This window comes from Amycolatopsis sp. NPDC051903, from assembly GCF_044452505.1.
GTDB lineage: Bacteria > Actinomycetota > Actinomycetes > Mycobacteriales > Pseudonocardiaceae > Amycolatopsis.
On the sequence record NZ_JBITBT010000001.1, the window covers coordinates 20,733 to 35,614 of the forward strand.

Consider the following 14,882-nt stretch of genomic DNA (forward strand, 5'->3'; position numbering starts at 1 on the left):
GGTTACTCCGGGTGGTTCTCCAGGCGTGCGATGGCTTCGCCGGCGTGCACGAGGATCCGATCGCCGACGCCGGCTTCGACCAGCGCCACGCTCACTTCTTCCCGGCCCTCGCCGGTGTCGACGACTGCGAGCCCGAGGTCCAGGAGTTCGACGACGGTCACCTCGACCGCCGTGTCGGAGCAGGTGATGCACACCCCGTCGTGGCAGACGGGGTCCGGTTCTCTCACGGTGTCACCTCCGGGGTCAGCACCCCCGGCTGCTCGAAGAACACGTGCACCAGCTCCCACAGGATGTGGTAGGTCGTCACGTGCACCTCCTTCACCACGCGTGGGTCGGCCGACCGCGCGATGAGCACGTGGTCCAGCCCGGGGATCGCGGCGACGGTCCCACCCGTGCCGCCGGTGAGCGCGACGGTGAGCATCCCCAGGTCACGGGCGGCTTCGAGGCCGCGCCGGACGTTGCGGCACTCGCCGTCCGGTGAGATGCCGAGCGCGATGTCCTGCGGCTCGGCCAGGAACTCGATCTGGTACGCGAAGATCTCGTCGAGCCCTTCGCGCCCCGCGACGCCGGTGAGCGTCGCGACGTCGGCCGTGAGCGAGATGGCAGGCAGCGCACGTTTGCCCACGATCACCGGGTGCACGAACTCCACCGCGACGTGCTGCGCGTCGGTGCCCGAACCGCCGTTGCCGAACACGACGAGTTTCCCGCCGCGGTGGAACCGCCGCGCCATGCCGTGACACGCGTCGGCCACCGCCCCGGCCTGCTCGGCCAGGTCTTCGGCCGGCGCGACGCGGCGTTCGAACAACGCCGGCACCGCACCCGGGGGAGTCGTCGGAGAGCCGGTCATCGCGGCACTTCCCTGAGCGCTCGGTGGTGGGAGCAGTCAGGCCCACAGTAGAACTGTGAGTTGGGCCACACAAGATAGTTCGGGGTGCGCAGGATTCACCGGGAAACCGCTTCCGCGGCGGGGGCCGGTCAGCGCGGCCGAAGGCGGTCTGAACTGCGGATTTCGTGGCAGCGGGGGGCAGTCACGTCCGGTCGTGCTCGCTCTGGGACTGCTCGGCGCGCGAGAGCCACGTCTCGGCTTCTTCGGCGGCGCCGCGCGCCCGCAGCATCCGGGCGAGGCTCAGCATGCCCTGCACGTCACCGGTTTCGGCCGCGCGGCGGAAGTACTTCTCTGCCGTCGCCAGTTCGTCGCGCGCCTCGGCCAGGTGGCCCAGGTTGGTCAGCGCCGGCACGCTCCCGTGCTCGGCCGCCTTGCGGTACCAGGCAGCGGCTTCGCCGTCGTCGCCGCGGGCGCGCGCGAGCACGCCGAGGTTCGTCATCGCCGCCGGGTCGCCCGCCTCGGCCGCGTCGAGGTACCACGCTTCGGCCTCGTCGACGTCGCCCCGGCGGTGCAGGAGCAGGCCGAGCCGCACGATCGCCTCGACGTTCCCACCCGTCGCGCCCTGGCGGTACCACGATTCGGCGTCGTCGACCTTGCCGAAGCGCTCGGACTGCCGGCCCAGCAGGCACGTGGCCGACAGGTCGCCGTCCGACAGCGCCTCGCGCCACCAGCGGACGGCTTCGTCGTAGCGGCCCCGTTCGCGCATGACGACGCCGACGTCGAGCTTCGCCGCGGTGCTGCCCGCGCTCGCCGCCTGGCGGCACCAGTCCTCGGCCTCGTCGAAGCGGCCGTACTCGGCGAGCAGGTGGCCGAGCGCGGCCATCGCTTCGGCGTCGCCGGTCGTCGCCGCCGCGTGGAACCAGTACTCGGCGTCCTCGTGGCTGCCACGGCGTTCGTACGCCCGGCCCAGCCCCAGCATTCCGCGCGGCTCACCCGCGTGGGCCGCTTCGAGGAACCAGCGTTCGGCCTCGTCGACCTCGCCGCGGTCGTGCAGCAGGTTGGCGAGCGCCGTCATCGCGATGCGGTCGCCGCCGGCCGCCGCGCGGCGGAACCACTCCTCGGCTTCTTCGAGCTCGCCGCGGTCGCGCAAGGCGGCGGCGACGCGGGTCATCGCCACGACGTTGCCGCCTTCGGCCGCCTTGCGCTGCAGGTAGTCGTCGACGCGTGAGTTCCACTTCCGTAGCCGCCCGGGCATCGGCCACGCTCCCTTCCACCCACCCTTGCCGAAGTAGTCGTTCGGCGCGCCGCAGACGTGACACGTGGTTCCGGACACGGTTTCTCACGCCGCTGAGAGTGTCGGCGTCCCCGGGGGCGCCGCGCCGGGCATACTCCGGCTTCCCGCCCCCGTCGAGAGGATCACGCGCGCATGGCCCGGAAGTCGCCGACCCAGCGGATCCTGCTGGCCGTCGTGGTTCTCGTGGTGGCCGTCGCCGGGATCTGGTACGCGGGAAGGCAGGTCGGCGCGCAGCCGTCCGGCACCGGAGCCGCGCCCGCCGACGTCACGCAGCAGCTGGCCGAGCTGAAGATCGCGCCGCGCACGTCGATGTCCGGCTACTCCCGCGAGAAGTTCCCGCACTGGGACAACCAGGGGCACAACTGCAACACGCGCGAGCTCGTCCTCAAGCGCGACGGCAAGGACGTCAAGGCCGGCTCCGACTGCAACCCGACGTCCGGCACGTGGTTCAGCGTGTACGACGCCGAAACCTGGACCAAGCCCGGCGACGTCGACATCGACCACGTGGTCCCGCTGGGACAGGCGTGGGCCAGCGGCGCGCGGGACTGGCCGCAGGACAAGCGCGAGCAGTTCGCCAACGACCTCACGCGCCCCCAGTTGTTCGCCGTCACGGACAACCTGAACCAGCAGAAGGGCGACAAGGCACCCGACGAGTGGAAGCCGCCGCTGGTGTCGTTCTGGTGCACGTACGCGACGGACTGGGTCACCGTGAAGCACTACTACGGGCTGACGATCACCACCGGGGAGAAGACCGCGTTGCAGGACATGCTCAACCGCTGCGGGGCCTGAACCCGCAGGAACTGTCGGTGCCCCCGGTTAAGCTCCCCGGCATGGCGATGTTCCTGTTGATCCACGGCGGTGGTGGCAGCGGCTGGGAGTGGCACCTGGTCGCCGAGCAGTTGCGCGCGCGGGGCCACGAAGCCGTCGCGCCGGATCTGCCGATCGAGAATCCGCAGGCGAAGTTCGCCGATTTTGCCGATACCGCGGTGAAAGCCGCCGGTGATGCGGCGGATGTCGTTGTCGTGGGCCATTCCTACGGTGGGTTCACCGCGCCGATCGCGGCGAAGCGGCTTGGCGCGCGGCTGCTCGTGTTCGTCGCCGGCATGGTGCCCGCGCCCGGCGAGGCGCCGGGGGACTGGTGGGGCAACGTCGGCTACGAGAACCCCGGCGAAGGCCTGTCGGTCACGGAGCAGTACCTCGCCGACGTGCCGCCGCAGCTCGCCGAGGAGGCGCTGCGCCGCAGCCGCAACCCGGCGAGCGCCGAGTACCACGAGCCGTGGCCGGAGGCGGCGTTGCCCGACGTGCCGACGCGCGCGCTGCTGTGCCGCGACGACAAGTTCTTCAGTCCCGAGCTGCAGCGGCGCGTCGCGCGCGAGCGGCTCGGCGCCGAAGCCGACGAGATCGACGGGTCCCACTGCGTCGCGTTGAGCCGTCCGGCTGAGCTGGCCGATCGGCTGGACCGGTATTTCGCCACGCTCTGACACCGGGTAGCGGCCGAATGGTCCAGACCTATTGACGGCGTCGCCGGGAGCTCCCTAACGTCGGTCTCCCGTGCACGGGTTCCTCCACCCCGGTCCCCGGAGGTCCCGAATGAAGCTCAGAACGATCGGCGCCGCCGTGCTCGCGCTCGGCGCGCTCGTCACCGTCCCCGTCACCGCGCGGGCCGCGACTCTGCCCGCGTGCCAACACTTCTACACCGGCCCCATCCCCGACCGGCCCGTCACCGGCGGCCACGGCCCCGGCACGCTCACCGGTGCCGTCGACGTGAGCAACCGCCTGCCCGCACCCGGTGGGGTCACCGGCGCGCTCGGCGGCGACGGCAAGGTCACCTTCACGTTCGCGCGCGTGCCGGGGGCCAAGGCCTACCGCGCGTTCCGCAACGGCCAGGCCCTGCAGTGGATCAGCGACTGGGGCCAGCCGACGCTCCAGGTCACCGACGCGAGCCCCTGCCAGAACGCCAATTACCAGCTCTACGCCATGACCGCCGAGGACAACTCACCCGGCTCGCTCGGCCAGATCTCCACCGCCTACCGCGTGGACGCGACGGGCAAGCTGGCGCCGTACGCACTCGCCAAGGGCACCCCGCTCGACTACCGCGTCACCGCGTACAACGACGTGGCCCAGACCGCGCTCGGTTATCAGGCCGGCCCGGGCTTCTGCGCCGTCGATGCGCGGTACATCCCTTGGGGCACCAGGGTTTTCGTGCCCGGCTACGGCCACTGCTACGCGGCCGACATCGGCAGCTGGATCTCCGGCGACATCGTCGACGTCTGGCTGCCCGGCGGCCAGGCCAACGACTGGGGTGTCCAGCGGCTGACCCTCACGGTCGAATGAACAACGGGGCGTCCTCGAAGAACACTCGAGGACGCCCCGTTTCACCGGGTCACCACTTGTCGTGCACCAGCGGCCGGATCAGGTCGTCGTACGTCGACCGCACCGTCGCCGCCGCTTCTTCCGACAGGGGCGCGAGCGCCGCCGCCGCGGTGTTGCCCCGCGCCTGCTCCGCGTTGCGCGCACCCGGGATCACCACGGAAACGCCCACCTGGTCGAGGATCCACCGCAGCGCGAACTGCGCCAGCGTCTGCCCCTCGGGCACCAGCCCGCGCAGCCGCTCGACGGCTTCGAGGCCGACCTCGAACGGCACTCCCGAGAAGGTCTCGCCGACGTCGAACGCCTCGCCGTGGCGGTTGAAGTTCCGGTGGTCGTCGCTGCCGAAGGTCGTCGACGCCGTGTAGCGGCCGGACAACAGACCGGACGCGAGCGGCACCCGCGCGATGATCCCGGCCCCCGCGTCGACCGCGGCGGGCAGCACGCGCTCGAGCGGCTTGAGGCGCAGGCAGTTGAGGATGATCTGGACGGAGGCGACGTTCGGGCGCCGCAGCGCGGTCAGCGCCTCGTCGCACGTTTCGACGCTCACGCCGTAGGCCTTGATGCGCCCCTCGTCGACCATGCGGTCCAGGGCGTCGTACACGGCGTCGGACGAATACACGGGCGTGGGCGGGCAGTGCAGCTGCACGAGGTCGAGCGTGTCCATGCCGAGGTTGCGGCGGGACCGGTCGTTCCACTCGCGGAAGTTCTTCTCGACGTAGTTCTCCGGCACCTGCTCGGCGCGCCGGCCCATCTTCGTGGCCACGAACACGTCGTCGCGTTCGCGCCGGAAGCGCCCGACCAGCGTCTCGCTGCGGCCGTCGCCGTAGACGTCGGCGGTGTCGAAGAACGTGACGCCCTCGTCGGCCGCCGCGTGCAGCACGCCCATGGCCTCGGCTTCGTCGACGGTGCCCCAGTCGGCGCCGAGCTGCCAGCACCCGAGGCCGACGGCGGACACCTCACGCCCCAGCCGGGTGATCTTGCGAGTCTCCATGGGAGCGATCCTAGGCGCGCCCCCGGCGGCTCACCCCACGGTCGTGACCGCGAACGCCGCCCACACGAACTTGCCGGTTTCGCAGCGCTCGTAGCCCCAGTCCTCCGATAGCGCGCGGACCAGCTGCAGGCCCCTGCTGCGCGCCGCCGCCGGCGAGGGCTCCTTCAGCTCGGGCACCTTCTTGCCCGCGTCGAACACGCGCACCACCAGCCGGTCCCCGGCCAGCTTGAGCTCGAGGCGGTCGGGCCGCTCCCCGTGTTCGAACGCGTTGGTGACCAGCTCGGACGTCGCCAGCAGGACGTCGTCCCACGACCGCTCGTCCACGTCCAGGTCCGCGAGTGCGGCGCGGACCGCGTGGCGGGCGATCGCGGGCGCGGTGACGTCGTCCGGGAGCCGCAGACGCACGGTGGCGGGTGTTGTCGTGCCGCCCCTCGTCGGCATCTTCGACGTCGTCATGGCGACCACACCTCCCGACCTGTCCGTTGCTCGCACCGCCTTAACTACCCAACCGGGGTGACCCCGAATCAGGTGCCCTCGGTGATGTCGGTCTCGACCAGTCCCGTCCGCAGCTTCTTCAAGGTCGAAGCGAGCAAACGCGACACCTGCATCTGCGAAACTCCCACGCGCCGGGCGATGTCCGACTGGCTCATCCCCGACCCGAACCGCAGCGCGATGATCTTGCGCTCGCGCTCCGGCAGGCTCTCCAGCATGGGCCGCAGCGCCTCGCGCAGCTCGGCCTGCGACAGGTTCGTGTCGGGCGCCCCGAAGCGCGTGTGCGCCGAGTTCTCCAGCAGGTTGTCCAGCGAGGCGCCGTAGCGGCCCTGGCCGGCCCGCAGGCCCTCGTAGACGTCCTCGATCGGCACGCCGAGGTGCTGGGCGATCTCACTCGGGCGTGGCGCGCGCGAGAGCCGCACGGTGAGCTCCTCGCGCGCGGCGGAGATGGTGGCGTTGAGCTCCTTGAGCCGCCGCGGCACCCGCACCGACCAGCTGTTGTCGCGGAAGTGGTGACGCAGCTCACCCGAGATCGTGGGGACGGCGAACGCCAGGAAGTCCGTGCCCTGCGACGGGTCGTAGCGGTCGACCGCGTGGATGAGGCCGACCGTCGCGATCTGCACGAGGTCGTCCATGGCCTCGTCGCGGTTGCGGAACTTCCGCGCGAGGTTGCGGGCGAGCTCCAGGTGCTCGCGCACCAGCCGGTCGCGGATCTCCTCGCGGCGCGGGGCGTCCGCGGGCAGCTGGGCCAGTTCGTCGAACAGCGACGCCACGTCGGTGGTCTCGTCGCCATCGGCGGGAGTGCTCACGGCCGGGCCGCCTCGCTCTCCCGCACGAGTTGCACCCGGGAGAGGAAACCGCCGTCGGCCGGGGTCACGGTGCGGCGCGCCGACGTGGCCAGCGCGGTGAGCAGCTGCCAGGACAACCCGGTGTCGTCACCGTGGTCCGCGGTGTCGGCCAGCACCGACACGGTCACCTCGATGCGGCCTTCGATCCAGGAGAAGACGCAGGTCAGCTTGCCGTCGGAGGCCGACGGGAGCAGCATCGAGCACGCTTCGTCCACCGCCATCCGCAGGTCTTCCACCGCGTCGAGGTCGAAGTCCTGGCGCATCGCGATGTCCGCGACGATCGTGCGCAACGTGGGGACCACGTGCGGGATGGCCGCCGTCCGCACCTCGATGAGCTGGGCGTCCTCCCGATCGAGCGGGGCGTTGTCCTCCACGTGCTGTCCTCTCTCCGGCTCACTCGGCCGTGTCCTGTGCTGCCCGGTCACCTCATGCCCGGGGTGTGAGCAAACCAAACCCGGGTTTGATTCACGCGACCGGCGGGCATGTAGCGGTCGAAGTGCTGATCCCGGGAAAGGTGGGGACGAGATGGCTGACGTGAGCCGGCTGCCCAGTGTGGTGGCCGAGGAGTGGGAGTGGCAGCTGCGCGGTTCCTGCCGCGGCGCGGACAGCAGCCTCTTCTTCCACACCGACAACGAGCGCGGGTCCGCCCGCGAGCGTCGTGAGTCGCGCGCCAAGGCGATCTGCCAGACGTGCCCCGTGCTGGCACAGTGCCGAAAGCACGCCATGACCGTACAGGAGCCCTACGGCATTTGGGGCGGTCTGGGCGAGATCGAACGCCGTGAGCTGTTCATGCGCGAACGCCGCGCCGCGAAGCGCAAGGCGATGTCCGCTTAATCCCGAGCCCCACCAGTCCCGCGTACCTTTCCGGTGCGCGGGTCGCTGTGCGTGCGGCCGTTCGGGCCTTGCCCTCCTGTGTCGTTCTCCGGGACAGTGGCGGCCGACGCGGCGACGGTCACCCACTGGGTTAGGGTTGGACCTTCCAGATGCCTGGAACCGTGAACGGTTGCCGCTTGAGACACAGGCGCGTACCGGCGCAGCAGCAGCGCCTGACGAGGAGAAACTGCATGCCCGCAGCCGACCAGAACTCCACCCCTCCCGGGTTCGGCATCACGCTGGACACCGAGGCCGCAGAGCCGAGGGTGGTGGTCAACGGTGAGCTCGACCTGCTCACCAGCCCGCAGCTGCAGGAAGCCCTTGCCGGGTTGATCGCGGACAAGAGCTCGCAGCGCGTGGTGGCCGACCTCACGGGGGTGACCTTCTTCGACTCCTCGGCGTTGAACGTGGTCCTGCACGCCCAGCGGCAGGCCCGTGAGCAGGACGTCGAGCTCGCGGTCGTCCCCAGTTCCGCGGTGAGCCGCGTCATCGAGCTCACGGGAGTGGCCGAACACCTGAGCGTGTCGGAGGAACCGCCCGCCTGATCCCCGATACGGTCGCGCGGACCTGAAATCCGCTCTCGACCTGGGGGAGATCCACGATGATGGGGCGCACACACGCCCTGACCGGCTGGTGCGCGGGCCTGGCCCTCGCCCCCGCGGTCGGCGCCGGCACGGTGCACCAAGCGGTGGTCTTCGGGGCCACCACGGCCGGGTTCGCCTTGCTCCCCGACCTCGATCACCCCGGCGCCAGCGCGTCACGCATCTTCGGCTGGCTGACCGAGGCTCTCTCGTGGCTCCTGCGCCGCGTTTCCTCCGCCGTGTACGCCCTCACGAAGGGCCCCCGCGACGAGAAGGTGACCGGCAAGCACCGCCACCTTTCCCACACCGTGCTCTTCGCCGCCGGCCTCGGCGCCGCCACGTCGGCCGGCACCGCGGCCGGCGGGCCGTGGGCCGTGTTCGGCGTGGTGGTCTTCGGGCTGCTGCTCGCCGAAGGCGCACTGGGCGACTGGCTGCTCCCGGTCAGCGCCGGCGCCATCGTCTGGTGGTACTTCACCGCACGGGACCACGCGAGCGAGCTGGACCGGATCTCCGGCTGGCTCGGCATCGCCGTCGCAGCCGGTTGTCTGGTCCACTGCCTCGGTGATTCCCTGACCGAGTCGGGCTGCCCGTTCCTGTTCCCCCTGCCCATCGCGGGGGAGACCTGGTACGAGATCCGCCCGCCCAAGCCCCTGCGCCTGCGGACCGGCAAGAAGGTGGAGAAACGCTTGGTGTTCCCCGTCTTCGTCGTCGTCGGTGTCCTGCTGGTGCCCGGCGTGTGGAGCTGGACCACGGCCACCGCCGAGCACTTGTTCACACCTCCGGCGGCGCAGTCCGCAACGCAGTGATCCGCTTCGCCGCCGCGGCGGTGTCGGCGTAGTCGCGGGTGTGGACGATCTCGCCGCCGCGCACCGTCAGCACCATGACGTAGGACGAGACGAACGGTTCGCCGCCGAACTCCCCGTGCAGGTCGAATTCGGCGACCAGCACCTCGGGATCGGTGGTCTCGTGGAGGACGACGTTGTCCGCCTTGGTCATCCGGCGGACCTGCCCGGCGGCGCGGAAGCGTTTGCGCAGCTCGTCCCGGCCGTGCGTCACCCGCGGTACCCCGGCGGGCGTGAAGGGCATCTCGAGCACGACGTCTTCGGCGTAGAGGTCGGCGAGGTCGTCCCAGCGGTTCTCGACCGAAGCGTCGAGGAACCGCTGGAAGACGGTCTTCGCGGCGGTCATGGTGTGCACCGCGGCGGTGTTGGGGAAGTCGCGGTACGCGGTGATCTCGCCGTCCCGGACGGTGAGGAGCCCGACCGAAGACGGGAAGCCGTAGCTGTCGCCGGTGTGCGGGTTGCGGCCTTCGACGGTGAGCTCCACGGCGAGGCCGTCGGCTGTTTCCCGGCTGCTGACCTGCACCTTCTCCAGGCCGAGCGTGCGGCCCCGCGCCCCTGCGGCCGTGAGCGTGGCGAGGATGGCCTCACGGCCTTCGACGCGGTGGCCCTGGAAGGGCAGTTCGTACACGGCGTCGGCGGCGAAGAAGTCCGCCAGCGGCGCCGGGTCGAGGTTCACCATGCTCCGCGCGAACACCTGGGAGATTTCGGACACGGTTCGGTTCATCAGGCCTACTCCGAGGAAGAATGAGAGTTGAATCGGAACGGTGCACCCGTTTCCGACGATACGGAGTAAGCACTCCGTTTGTCAACGAGCCGAAGGAGGGCACCCGTGGAAAAACCAGTGCTGCGCGCCGACGCGCGGCGGAACCGGGCGCGGGTGCTGGCGGCGGCCGAGGAGGCCTTCGCGACCGACGGGCTGGCCGTGCCGCTCGACGACATCGCGCGGCTGGCCGGCGTGGGCGCCGGGACGGTCTACCGGCACTTCCCCAGCAAGGAGGCGCTGTTCAAGGCCGTGGTCGTCGAACGGCTGGCGCAGTACGCGGACGAGGCGCGTGAGCTCCTCGACGCGCCGGACCCGGGTACGGCGTTCTACGACTACTTCACGCGCGTGATCGAACAAGCGTCTCTGAACCGCGCCATCTGCGAGGCGCTCGGGGCCGCCTCCGCGTACAAGGCCGACGTGAGCACGGAGTTCCGCGACAACCTCGCGGCGCTGCTCGAGCGCGCGCAGGCCGCGGGCGCCGTGCGCGCGGACATCACCGGCGACGACCTGCGGGCGCTCATCGTCGGCGCCCTCGCCGTGGAGCGGTACTCGCCGGGCAGCCACCACCTCGTGCGCGTGCTGCTCGACGGCCTGCGCACGGTCTAATCCGGCAGGTCTCGCAGCTTCCGCAGCGGCGACGCGAGCAGGATCCCCGTCGACAACAGCAGGCCGGCGCCGACGACGTACAGCGTGGCCCGCAGCGAAGTCACCTCCGCGAGCACGCCGCCGAGCAGGCTGCCGAGCGGGGTCGTGCCGCGGATCAGCGTCGTCGACACCGAGGTGACGCGCCCGAGCAGCCGCCGCGGCGTCACGGCCTGGCGGAAACTCACGCAATACACGTTGACCAGGCTGATCCCGAAGCTCGTCCCCACGCCGCCGAGGACGTACCACGTCAGGCCCCAGCCCGGTGTGGTGAACGCGTACAACAGAAACGAGCCGCCGTAGACGACGGCCGCGCCGCACAGCGCCCGGGCCGCGCCGAAGCGCGTCGCCAGCCGCCGCGCGAGCACGCTCGCGACCAGCGCGCCGGTCAGCGCCACCGTGCTCAACGCGCCGATCACGACCGGCGAGAGGCCGATCTCGCGGACGAGGAACACGATGTTGATCGCCAGGTACATCGCCTGGAACAGCCCCGTGACCGTGCCGTGCAGCGTGATCGCCCGCACGATCCCGTCGCCCAGCACGGCTTTCAGGCCTTCCGCGATCTCGTGGCGCAGCCGGCGGCCGCTGCGTTCGCCGGGCACGTCAGGAGTTGCGATGCGCCGCAGCCACAGCGCGGACCACAGGTAGGACAGGGCGTCGACGGCCATCGCGCCCGCGTAGCCGAGGAATTGGATGATCAAGCCCGCCGCGCTGGGGCCGGCGAGCGCGGCCACCGACGCGTTGGTCCACAGCTTCGCGTTGGCCTCGGGCAGTTCGGCTTTGGCGACGAGGTGCGGCACGTACGTCTGGTGCGCGACGTCGAAGAACACCGCGCACACACCGGCGAGCAGGACGACGGCGTAGAGGTGCCAGAGCGTGAGCGCCCCGCCGAGCGCCGCGAGCGGGATCGAGCCGATGAGCACCACGCGGCCGAGGTCGGCGGCGATGAGGACGGGCCGCTGCCGGACGCGGTCGCACCACGCGCCGACCTGCAGGCCGAGCAGGAGGTAGGGCAGCGTCGCGAGCGTCCGCAGCAGCGAGACCTCGACGACCGAGGCCGACAGCGCGATCGTCGCCAGCAGCGGGATCGCCAGGAAGTCGACGCGGCTGCCGACCTGGCTCAGCACGTCGGCGGTCCACAGTGCCGGTAGAAAAATCCGGTTTGCGGAGCAGGCCACCTCGACGGGTGGCCACCCCCTCGTCCGCCACGCGGGACACCTTGGCAGAGATGCCATGTTGTTCGCAATAAACTTGAGTTGGGAAAACTCAAGTTGCACGTTCTGTAACGGGGCATAAGATCAACGCGACTACACCCCGTACCTGCGCGTCGGCACGACGAGGGGGTGCCGGTTTGTCGAACACGACTCCTACCTGGGGTTCTGTCGTCGTGACCGGGCTGGCCGGATTCGCGGTCGGCCTGCTCGTGGCGGCGCTCCTCGTTGCGGGCAACTCTCCGTCGCGGCCGACCGGTTCGTCGGTTCCGCCGCCGACACCCCCGCCCGCGCAACCCGTGACGGTCACCGTCACCGGCCCGCCGCAGCCGCCGGTCACCGTCACGCAGTCCGAATCGCAGTCACCGACCCAGTCCGACCGGCCCCCGCCGCCGAGCACGACCACGTCGACGGTGTCGGTCACCCGCGAGACCACCGTCCCCGAGACCGGCTCGCCCACCTCGCTCGGCCCGACGTCGGGGGTGTTCACCCCGAACGACGCGTCGGCGCGCTGGTGAGTGCGGGCCGCACGCGCCCGGGTTTCCCCGGTCAGCTCTCCCGAGCGGTGCGGCCTGCGGGTCCCTCAGCCGACGTCGCGGCGGCGCCAGCCCGCCAGGCCGGCGACGAGCGCCATCACGGCGACCACCAGCAGCCACACCAGCGGCGTCGCGGTGAACGGCGCACCCGGGATCTTCGGCGGGTGCTGGAACGGCGACACGTCGAGCACGGCCTGCGGCGCGTTCACGACCGGGCCGAACAGACTGATCAGCAGGCCCAGCGCGCCGGCCGCCCAGGCGAGGCCGGTGAAGCGGGGCAGCACGCCGAACAACAGCACGCACACCGACACGATCACCCACGTCGCCGGCACCTGGACCAGCACGGCGGTGAGCAGGTCGCCGACCGCGGAGCCGACCGTGGTGCCGCCGCCCGAGCGCAGGCCGTGCGAGATCCCCATGAACACGCCGCCGACGAGCACCAGCAGCGCCGTGCCGGCGTAGGCGAACACGAGGTGGCTCGCGGCCAGCCGCAACCGGCTGACGCGGGTGGCCAGCAGCGGTTCGAAGCGCACGCCCGTCTCCTCGCTGCGCATCCGCAGCGTCGCCTGCACGCCGTAGAGCGCGCTGAGCATGGCGAACAGGCTCACCATCGCGGCGAGGAACGCGTCGACGATCGCGTCGGAACCACCGAGGCGCTCGAAGATCTGGCGCGTCTGCTCGGTGTCGCCGACGAGGCCGGAGATCCCGCTCGCGATCGAGCCGAAGAGCGCGCCGCCGACGGCGAAGCCGATGACCCAGCCCAGCAACGGACCGCGCTGCAGCCGCCACGCGAGCGCGAACGCCGAGCGCAGCGACGGTTTCGCGGCCGGCCGGCCGGGCCGCGGCGGCACCAGGCCCGTGCCGACGTCGCGGCGCGGCAGGAGCGCGTAGCCGGCGGCGCCGAGGACGACGGTGGCCGCGGCCGGCAGCAGGAGCACCCACCAGCGTTCGCCGGCGAACGGGCGCGTCTGCTGCGCCCAGCCGATCGGCGAGAGCCACGAGAGCCAGCGCGCGTCGGACGTCGAATCGCCCGCGCCGCGCAGCAGGAAGGCGACGCCGATCACCGCGGTGCCGATGCCGTTGGCGGTGCGCGAGTACTCGGCGAGCTGCACGGCGACCGCGGCGACGGCCGTGAAGACCAGGCCCGCGCCGGCCGTGCCCGCGCCGAAGGCGAGCGCACCGGCGGCCGGCAGCTTCGCGCTGCTCATCGTGGCGACCTGGATCAGGCCGATGAGCAGGCTCGCCGCGCCGGACACGGCGACGGCCGCCGTCAGTGCCGCGTAGCGACCGACCACAGTGGACGCCAGCAGCTCGGCGCGGCCCGTGTCCTCCTCCGCGCGCGTGTGCCGGGTGACGGTGAAGACGGCCATCAGCCCGACGAGCAGCGCGAGGAACCCGCCCAGGCGCCAGGCGATGAAGCCGCCGGCCGTCGTGAGGTCGAAGGCCGGGCCGTAGAGCAGCGAGAACGACGGGTTCGCCGCGGCGCCCGCGGTGAGGGCCGCGCGGCTGGCGGCGTCCGGGTAGAACTGGTTGTAGCTCGAGACGGTGCCGGCCGGGACGACGCTGAGCAGTACGATCCAGATCGGCAGGATCACGCGGTCGCGGCGCAGGGCCAGGCGCGTGAGGTGCCAGGTGCCGACGAGCGCGTGGCCGCGCGTCGCCACCGCGGGCCGGGTGAGGGTGGCGGTCACTTCCGGCTCCCGGCCTCGTCGGTGTAGTGGCGCAGGAAGAGCTCTTCGAGCGTCGGCGGCTGGCTCACCAGGCTGCGCACGCCGACCTGCGTGAGGTGGCGCAGCGCGTCGTCGAGCGAGCGCGTCTCGACGTCGAAGCGCACGCGGTTGCCGGTGACCTCGAGGTCGTGGACGTCGGCGAGCTTGGCCAGGCCGTTCGGCGGGCCGGCCAGCTCGGCGGTGATCGACGTGCGCGTGAGGTGGCGCAGTTCGGCCAGCGTCCCGGACTCGACCGTGCGGCCGTTGCGGATGATGCTCACCTTGTCGCACAAGGCTTCCACCTCGGCGAGGATGTGGCTGGAGAGCAGCACGGTGCGGCCCTGCTTGCGCTCCTCCTGGATGCACTCCTGGAACACGGCTTCCATGAGCGGGTCGAGGCCCGAGGTCGGCTCGTCGAGCAGCAGCAAGTCCACAGTGGACGCGAGCGCGGCCACGAGCGCGACCTTCTGCCGGTTGCCCTTGGAGTACGTGCGGCCCTTCTTGCGCGGGTCGAGGTCGAACCGCTCGATGAGGTCCTGGCGGCGCTTCTGGTCGAGCCCGCCGCGCAGCCGGCCGAGCAGGTCGATCACTTCGCCGCCGGAGAGGTTGGGCCAGAGGTTGACGTCGCCGGGCACGTAGGCCAGCCGGCGGTGCAGGCTCGCGGCATCGCGCCAAGGGTCGCCGTCGAGCAGGCTGACCTCACCGGCGTCGGCGTGCAGCAGCCCGAGCAGAACCCGGACCGTGGTGGACTTCCCGGCACCGTTCGGGCCGAGGAAGCCGTGGACTTCCCCCACGGGAACCTGGAGATCGAGGCCGTCGAGGGCCTTCGTCCGGCCGAACGACTTGTGGAGGCCGGCGATCGAGATGGCGTTTCCCATGCTTCGGAAGGTACATTGATTTCATG

Annotated in this window: 19 protein-coding genes; 8 read left to right on the plus strand and 11 right to left on the minus strand. The window is 71.3% G+C overall.

The window, feature by feature from the left end; all coding sequences use genetic code 11:
• Positions 1–2 precede the first annotated feature (2 nt).
• The 3 genes from ACIA77_RS00135 to ACIA77_RS00145 form a co-directional block, all read right to left on the minus strand.
• On the minus strand, positions 3–194 hold the full coding sequence (locus ACIA77_RS00135) for a HypC/HybG/HupF family hydrogenase formation chaperone (protein WP_395884296.1): 192 nt from the start codon (positions 192–194) through the stop codon (positions 3–5).
• A gap of 29 nt (positions 195–223) precedes the next feature.
• Positions 224–847: an SIS domain-containing protein gene (locus ACIA77_RS00140; protein ID WP_395883553.1), complete on the minus strand. Its 624-nt coding sequence runs from the start codon at positions 845–847 to the stop codon at positions 224–226.
• Positions 848–1,028: 181 nt separating this feature from the next.
• Entirely contained in the window at positions 1,029–2,081 is a 1,053-nt protein-coding gene (locus tag ACIA77_RS00145) for a tetratricopeptide repeat protein (RefSeq protein WP_395883554.1), read from the minus strand.
• A gap of 171 nt (positions 2,082–2,252) precedes the next feature.
• Between ACIA77_RS00145 and ACIA77_RS00150 the strand changes: the two genes are divergently transcribed.
• From ACIA77_RS00150 to ACIA77_RS00160, 3 genes are all read left to right on the plus strand, one after another.
• Positions 2,253–2,909, plus strand: a complete 657-nt coding sequence (locus ACIA77_RS00150; protein ID WP_395883555.1) for an HNH endonuclease family protein — start codon at positions 2,253–2,255, stop codon at positions 2,907–2,909.
• A 41-nt stretch (positions 2,910–2,950) separates the two neighbouring features.
• Entirely contained in the window at positions 2,951–3,601 is a 651-nt protein-coding gene (locus tag ACIA77_RS00155; RefSeq protein ID WP_395883556.1) for an alpha/beta fold hydrolase, read from the plus strand.
• Between the two features lie 109 nt (positions 3,602–3,710).
• Positions 3,711–4,454, plus strand: a complete 744-nt coding sequence (locus ACIA77_RS00160; RefSeq protein ID WP_395883557.1) for a 3D domain-containing protein — start codon at positions 3,711–3,713, stop codon at positions 4,452–4,454.
• 49 nt (positions 4,455–4,503) lie between these two features.
• Here the strand turns inward: ACIA77_RS00160 and ACIA77_RS00165 are convergent, their stop codons facing one another.
• The 4 genes from ACIA77_RS00165 to ACIA77_RS00180 all read right to left on the minus strand — a co-directional run bounded on the left by ACIA77_RS00165 (position 4,504) and on the right by ACIA77_RS00180 (position 7,195).
• Positions 4,504–5,481, minus strand: a complete 978-nt coding sequence (locus tag ACIA77_RS00165) for an aldo/keto reductase (protein ID WP_395883558.1) — start codon at positions 5,479–5,481, stop codon at positions 4,504–4,506.
• Positions 5,482–5,511: 30 nt separating this feature from the next.
• Positions 5,512–5,937, minus strand: coding sequence for an ATP-binding protein (locus ACIA77_RS00170; RefSeq protein ID WP_395883559.1), 426 nt, complete (start codon positions 5,935–5,937; stop codon positions 5,512–5,514).
• A 68-nt stretch (positions 5,938–6,005) separates the two neighbouring features.
• Positions 6,006–6,782: a SigB/SigF/SigG family RNA polymerase sigma factor gene (locus ACIA77_RS00175; RefSeq protein ID WP_395883560.1), complete on the minus strand. Its 777-nt coding sequence runs from the start codon at positions 6,780–6,782 to the stop codon at positions 6,006–6,008.
• Positions 6,779–7,195, minus strand: a complete 417-nt coding sequence (locus tag ACIA77_RS00180; RefSeq protein ID WP_395883561.1) for an anti-sigma factor — start codon at positions 7,193–7,195, stop codon at positions 6,779–6,781. The genes ACIA77_RS00175 and ACIA77_RS00180 overlap by 4 nt, the downstream gene beginning before the upstream one ends.
• A gap of 151 nt (positions 7,196–7,346) precedes the next feature.
• On the opposite strand from ACIA77_RS00180, the gene ACIA77_RS00185 reads away from it, so the two are divergent.
• The 3 genes from ACIA77_RS00185 (at position 7,347) to ACIA77_RS00195 (ending at position 9,081) form a co-directional block, all read left to right on the plus strand.
• On the plus strand, positions 7,347–7,655 hold the full coding sequence (locus tag ACIA77_RS00185; RefSeq protein ID WP_204092010.1) for a WhiB family transcriptional regulator: 309 nt from the start codon (positions 7,347–7,349) through the stop codon (positions 7,653–7,655).
• Positions 7,656–7,885: 230 nt separating this feature from the next.
• Positions 7,886–8,239, plus strand: coding sequence for an STAS domain-containing protein (locus tag ACIA77_RS00190; RefSeq protein ID WP_204092009.1), 354 nt, complete (start codon positions 7,886–7,888; stop codon positions 8,237–8,239).
• A gap of 59 nt (positions 8,240–8,298) precedes the next feature.
• On the plus strand, positions 8,299–9,081 hold the full coding sequence (locus ACIA77_RS00195; protein WP_395884297.1) for a metal-dependent hydrolase: 783 nt from the start codon (positions 8,299–8,301) through the stop codon (positions 9,079–9,081).
• On the opposite strand, the gene ACIA77_RS00200 is transcribed toward ACIA77_RS00195, so the two are convergent.
• Entirely contained in the window at positions 9,047–9,841 is a 795-nt protein-coding gene (locus tag ACIA77_RS00200; protein ID WP_395883562.1) for a nuclear transport factor 2 family protein, read from the minus strand. The two genes, ACIA77_RS00195 and ACIA77_RS00200, sit on opposite strands and share 35 nt — an antisense overlap.
• Positions 9,842–9,946: 105 nt before the next feature.
• Here ACIA77_RS00200 and ACIA77_RS00205 point away from each other — a divergent pair, with 105 nt between their 5' ends.
• On the plus strand, positions 9,947–10,486 hold the full coding sequence (locus ACIA77_RS00205) for a TetR/AcrR family transcriptional regulator (RefSeq protein ID WP_395883563.1): 540 nt from the start codon (positions 9,947–9,949) through the stop codon (positions 10,484–10,486).
• Here ACIA77_RS00205 and ACIA77_RS00210 read toward each other — a convergent pair.
• Positions 10,483–11,649, minus strand: a complete 1,167-nt coding sequence (locus tag ACIA77_RS00210) for an MFS transporter (protein ID WP_395883564.1) — start codon at positions 11,647–11,649, stop codon at positions 10,483–10,485. The two genes, ACIA77_RS00205 and ACIA77_RS00210, sit on opposite strands and share 4 nt — an antisense overlap.
• 260 nt (positions 11,650–11,909) lie before the next feature.
• Between ACIA77_RS00210 and ACIA77_RS00215 the strand changes: the two genes are divergently transcribed.
• Complete coding sequence (locus ACIA77_RS00215; RefSeq protein ID WP_395883565.1) at positions 11,910–12,251, plus strand: hypothetical protein; 342 nt, start codon at positions 11,910–11,912, stop codon at positions 12,249–12,251.
• A 65-nt stretch (positions 12,252–12,316) separates the two neighbouring features.
• Here ACIA77_RS00215 and ACIA77_RS00220 read toward each other — a convergent pair whose 3' ends face one another.
• The gene (locus tag ACIA77_RS00220; RefSeq protein ID WP_395883566.1) at positions 12,317–13,960 is read right to left on the minus strand and encodes an ABC transporter permease; all 1,644 of its coding nucleotides are present in this window, start codon (positions 13,958–13,960) and stop codon (positions 12,317–12,319) included.
• On the minus strand, positions 13,957–14,856 hold the full coding sequence (locus ACIA77_RS00225; protein WP_395883567.1) for an ATP-binding cassette domain-containing protein: 900 nt from the start codon (positions 14,854–14,856) through the stop codon (positions 13,957–13,959). The genes ACIA77_RS00220 and ACIA77_RS00225 overlap by 4 nt, the downstream gene beginning before the upstream one ends.
• Between the last annotated feature and the right edge of the window lie 26 nt (positions 14,857–14,882).